Origin of the sequence: Protofrankia sp. Cj3 (genome assembly GCF_917627355.1) — a bacterium.
Lineage (GTDB): Bacteria > Actinomycetota > Actinomycetes > Frankiales > Frankiaceae > Protofrankia.
On the sequence record NZ_CAKJTR010000166.1, the window covers coordinates 2,323 to 6,894 of the forward strand.

General features: G+C 70.0%; 4 protein-coding genes. All 4 read left to right on the top strand.

Annotation, left to right across the window (positions count from 1 at the left end; all coding sequences use genetic code 11):
* Positions 1–111: 111 nt before the first annotated feature.
* The 4 genes from argJ to argF all read left to right on the top strand — a co-directional run bounded on the left by argJ (position 112) and on the right by argF (position 4,514).
* Positions 112–1,263: a bifunctional glutamate N-acetyltransferase/amino-acid acetyltransferase ArgJ gene (argJ, locus tag MJ783_RS18510; protein WP_239311991.1), complete on the top strand. Its 1,152-nt coding sequence runs from the start codon at positions 112–114 to the stop codon at positions 1,261–1,263.
* Positions 1,260–2,255: an acetylglutamate kinase gene (argB, locus tag MJ783_RS18515; RefSeq protein WP_239311993.1), complete on the top strand. Its 996-nt coding sequence runs from the start codon at positions 1,260–1,262 to the stop codon at positions 2,253–2,255. Before argJ ends, argB begins: the two co-directional genes overlap by 4 nt.
* The gene (locus MJ783_RS18520; RefSeq protein WP_239311995.1) at positions 2,252–3,451 is read left to right on the top strand and encodes an acetylornithine transaminase; all 1,200 of its coding nucleotides are present in this window, start codon (positions 2,252–2,254) and stop codon (positions 3,449–3,451) included. Before argB ends, MJ783_RS18520 begins: the two co-directional genes overlap by 4 nt.
* 79 nt (positions 3,452–3,530) lie before the next feature.
* Positions 3,531–4,514 (top strand): ornithine carbamoyltransferase, encoded by a 984-nt coding sequence (gene argF / locus MJ783_RS18525; protein WP_239311998.1) that lies wholly within the window; start codon positions 3,531–3,533, stop codon positions 4,512–4,514.
* The last annotated feature ends 58 nt before the right edge of the window (positions 4,515–4,572 follow it).

The window sequence follows — 4,572 nt, forward strand, 5'->3', positions numbered from 1 at the left end:
CCCGCGGTGAGGATCCGGCGTCCGCCGCCTGAATTCAATCATTCGCATTCGGCCCTGCTGACAGTGGCTTTTCATACCGACGCAGTAAGGAGCGATCATGGGTGTAAGGCTGTGAGCGTGACTGCCCCGGGGGGGTTTCGGGCCACAGGAGTGGCGGCTGGGCTCAAGCCGTCCGGGCGTCCGGATGTCGCGGTTGTCGTCAACGGCGGTCCGTCGGACACGGCCGCGGGTGTGTTCACCGGCAACCGGGTGCAGGCCGCGCCCGTCATCTGGTCACGTCAGGTGCTCGCGGACGGCCGGCTGCGGGCGGTCGTGCTGAACTCCGGCGGTGCCAACGCGTGTACGGGGCCTGCCGGTTTCGCCGACACCCATCGCACCGCCGAGCACACCGCCGGCCTGCTGGGGATGGGTGCGGGCGAGGTCGCCGTCTGCTCGACCGGGTTGATCGGGATACGGCTCCCCATGGATCTGCTGCTGCCCGGCGTTACCAAGGCGGTGGCCGGGGCGTCGGCCACCGGCGGGCCGGCGGCGGCCGAGGCGATCTGTACGACCGACACCGTCAGCAAACAGGTTGTGCGCGCGGCTGGTGGAGTGACGGTCGGCGGGATGGCCAAGGGCGCCGCGATGCTCGCGCCGGCGCTCGCCACGATGCTCGTGGTGCTGACCACGGACGCGGTCGTCGACCCGGTCACCGCCGACCGTTTGCTGCGGGACGCCTGCCGTACCACCTTCGACCGGGTGGACTCCGACGGCTGCATGTCGACCAACGACACCGTGCTGCTGCTGGCCAACGGTGCGTCCGGCGTGCGGGTATCCGCGGAAACGCTCGCTGGCCTGGTGACCGAGTCCTGCGCTGACCTGGCCGGGCAGCTGCTCGCCGACGCGGAGGGCTCGACCAAGACGATCGCGATCACCGTTACCGGTGCCGCCGACGAGGCCGACGCGCTGGAGGTCGGCCGGTCGGTCGCGCGCTGCAACCTGCTCAAGTGCGCGCTCTACGGCAACGACCCGAACTGGGGCCGGGTGCTCGCGGCCGTGGGCACCACCCGCGCATCCTTCGAACCGGACGCGCTCGACGTCGCGATCAACGGAGTGTGGGTGTGCCGGGCGGGCGGGCCGGGGGAGCCGCGCGAACTCGTCGACCTGACCGGCCGGGAGGTCTCCATCCGGATCGACCTGCACGCCGGCCCCAGTGAACTGACGGTCTGGACGAACGACCTGACCGACGGGTATGTCCACGAGAACTCGGCGTACTCGACATGACCGCTGTACCGGGGGCGGGCCGGCCCCCGGCGCTGGCCCGGGGGCATGCCGCGCTGGCCAAGACCACCGTGCTGATCGAGGCGCTGCCCTGGCTGTCGCGGTTCCACGGTTCCACCATTGTGATCAAATATGGCGGCCACGCCATGACCGACCCGGTGCTGCGGGAGGCGTTCGCCGCGGACGTCGTGTTCCTGCGCTACGCGGGCCTGCGGGTGGTCGTGGTCCACGGGGGCGGGCCGCAGATCACCGCCCATCTGGCCCGGCTCGGTGTCGAGTCGGTGTTCGCCGGTGGCCTGCGGGTGACCACTCCGGAGACGATGGAGATCGTCCGGATGGTCCTGGTCGGCCAGGTCAACCGGGATGTCGTTGGATTGATCAACAGTCACGGCCCGTTCGCGGTGGGCCTGTCCGGTGAGGATGCCAACCTGCTCACCGCGCGGCGCAAACCGGCGGTCGTGGACGGCCGCGAGATCGATATCGGGCTGGTCGGGGACGTCGTCCAGGTCGCCCCGGAGACCCTGACGGCGCTGCTGGACTCCGGCAAGGTCCCGGTGGTCGCCACCGTCGCCCGGGGGATCGACGACGGGGTCTACAACGTCAACGCCGACATTGCCGCGGCCGCTCTGGCTACCGCGATCGGCGCGGCGAAGCTGGTCATCCTTACCGATGTCGAGGGCCTGTACGCGGACTGGCCGCACAGCGACGAGGTGATCAGCGAGCTGTCCGTGGCGGAGCTCGCTGCCCTCCTGCCGACGCTGACCACCGGGATGATCCCGAAGATGGAGGCCTGCCTGCGAGCCGTGCACGGTGGCGTGCCGCAGGCCCACGTCCTTGACGGCCGAGTGGCACACGCCATTCTGCTGGAGGTCTTCACCGATGACGGGATCGGGACTCTGATCACGCCAGCTGCGGCCACGGTGGACACCGCCGCGACCACAGCGGCCGCTGTACCCGCCGCCACGTCCGTGCATACCGTAGGAGGAGCCTCATGAACGCTGACCTGCTCGATCGCCGGGATGCTGTGATCATGGCGGCTTACGGCCGCCCACGGATCGCGTTGGAACGCGGTGCCGGCACCCGGGTGTGGGACGCGGACGGGCGCGAGTATCTCGACCTGATCGCCGGGGTCGCAGTCAGCGCCCTCGGCCACTGCCACCCGGCGGTGCAGGCCGCGGTGTGCGATCAGGTCGGGCGCCTTGGCCATGTCTCCAACCTCTATGTGAACGAACCGCAGGTCGCCCTGGCCGAGCGGCTGCTGGGACTGCTGGGCGTCGCTGGTCGGGTGTTCTTCTGCAACTCGGGCGCGGAGGCCAACGAGACGGCCATCAAGATCTCTCGGCGGACCGGCCGCACCGAGATCGTCGCAGCGGATGGATCTTTTCACGGACGTACTCTAGGCGCTCTGTCGATTACTGGCCAGGCGTCCAAACGGGCGCTGTTCGAACCGCTGCTGCCCGGCGCACGCTTTGTTCCCTATGGCGATATCGCCGCCCTGGCGGCGACGGTCAGCGACCGTACCGCCGCGGTCTTCCTGGAGCCGACGCTGGGCGAGGCAGGGGTGATCCCGCCGCCGCCCGGCTACCTGCGAGCGGCCCGTGCCATTTGCGACCGGGCCGGCGCGCTGCTCGTCCTTGACGAGATCCAGAGCGGTATCGGCCGGGCCGGAACCTGGTTTCTGCACCAGAGCGAGGCGATCGTCCCCGATATCGTGACCCTGGCCAAGGGACTCGGCGGCGGTCTGCCGATCGGAGCCTGCGTCGGGTTCGGCCCGGCCGGCCAGCTCCTGCGCCCCGGTGATCATGGCAGCACGTTCGGCGGGGGGCCGATTGTCTGCGCGGCCGCGCTCGCGGTGCTCGACACCATCGAGCGGGACGGACTGATCGCGAACGCGGTGGAGGTCGGGCGCGTCCTGACCGACGGGATCCTCGACGCCGGTGTGCCGGGCGTGGTGGGGATCCGCGGCCGTGGGCTGTGGCTGGCGATCGAGCTGAACTCGCCGTTCGCCGCCGCCTTCGAAACCGCCGCTTGCCATGCGGGTTTCCTGGTCAATGCCGTCAGCCCGGACGCGGTGCGGCTCGCCCCGCCGTTGGTGCTCTCGGCCGCGGAGGCGGCCACGTTTGTCGCGGCGCTGCCCGCGATCGGCCGAGCGGCGCTGACCGCGGCCGAAGACTCTAAGGTCTGCGCATGACGGTGTGTCCCGGTGTCCTCCGCCGCTGCGCTCCTCGTTCGCTGGCGCTCGCTGCGATGCTCGCTTTGGAGGCCACCTCATGACCATCCGACACTTTCTCCTCGACACCGACCTGACGCCGGATGAACAGGCTGCCCTGCTCGACGCGGCCGACCGTGTGAAGGCGACCCGCCGGGTGCGCGACGCTGGGCCCAGGCCACTTGCTGGCCGCTCGGTGGCGTTGCTGTTCGAGAAACCGTCCACCCGCACCCGGATGTCGTTCGACGTCGCCGTGGCCGAGCTCGGTGGCCACCCCGTGGTCGTGGATGCGGCCGCCACCCAGCTGGGCAGAGGCGAGTCCATCGAGGACACGGCTGCGGTCTTCAGCCGGTATGTCGACGCGATCGTGGTGCGGACGTTCGCGCAGGACCGCTTGGAGCGGATGGCGGCGGCGGCCTCGGTGCCCGTGGTCAACGCTCTTTCCGATCATGCTCATCCGTGTCAGGCGCTCGCGGACCTGCAGACGATCCGGGAGCACCGCGGCACCCTCGCTGGGCTGACCCTTGCCTACTTCGGGGATGGCAACAACGTCGCGCATTCGCTGGTGCTGGCTGGCGCGCTTGCCGGCATGCGGGTCCGGGTGGCCTCGCCGCCCGGATACGAGCCCTTCGAGCAGGTGCTGCGGCAGGCAGCCGAGATCTGTTCGAGGACTGGCGGCGCGGTCAGCGTGACGCACGACGCGCGGGAAGCCGCGTCCGGTGCGGACGTGCTGTACACCGATGTCTGGGCCTCGATGGGCCAGGAGAGCGAAGCTGACAGCCGGTCGCTGGTCTTTCAGCCGTATCAGCTCGATGAGAAGGTGGTGGAGGCCGCCGCCGTTGATGTGATCATTATGCACTGCCTGCCAGCGCACCGTGGCCTTGAGATCACGGGTTCCGTCCTCGACGGCCCCCGGTCGGTTGTCTTCGACCAGGCCGAGAACCGGCTGCATGCCCAGAAAGCGCTGCTGGCGTTTCTGCTCGACCAGACCGATCCGGTCTCGCGGCCGTCCCCCCGGGCGCTGGCTGGCAAGGTCACGCCGTGATGGTGTGCCCCGGCGTCCTCCTTCGCCAGGCTCCTTGGCCGCTGGTGCTCCCCGCGGT

Bases quoted from the DNA above. Each gene is read 5' to 3' on its own strand.
- argB (WP_239311993.1), top strand. From the start codon at position 1,260: ATGACCGCTGTACCGGGGGCGGGCCGGCCCCCGGCGCTGGCCCGGGGG.
- MJ783_RS18520 (WP_239311995.1), top strand. From the start codon at position 2,252: ATGAACGCTGACCTGCTCGATCGCCGGGATGCTGTGATCATGGCGGCT.
- argF (WP_239311998.1), top strand. From the start codon at position 3,531: ATGACCATCCGACACTTTCTCCTCGACACCGACCTGACGCCGGATGAA.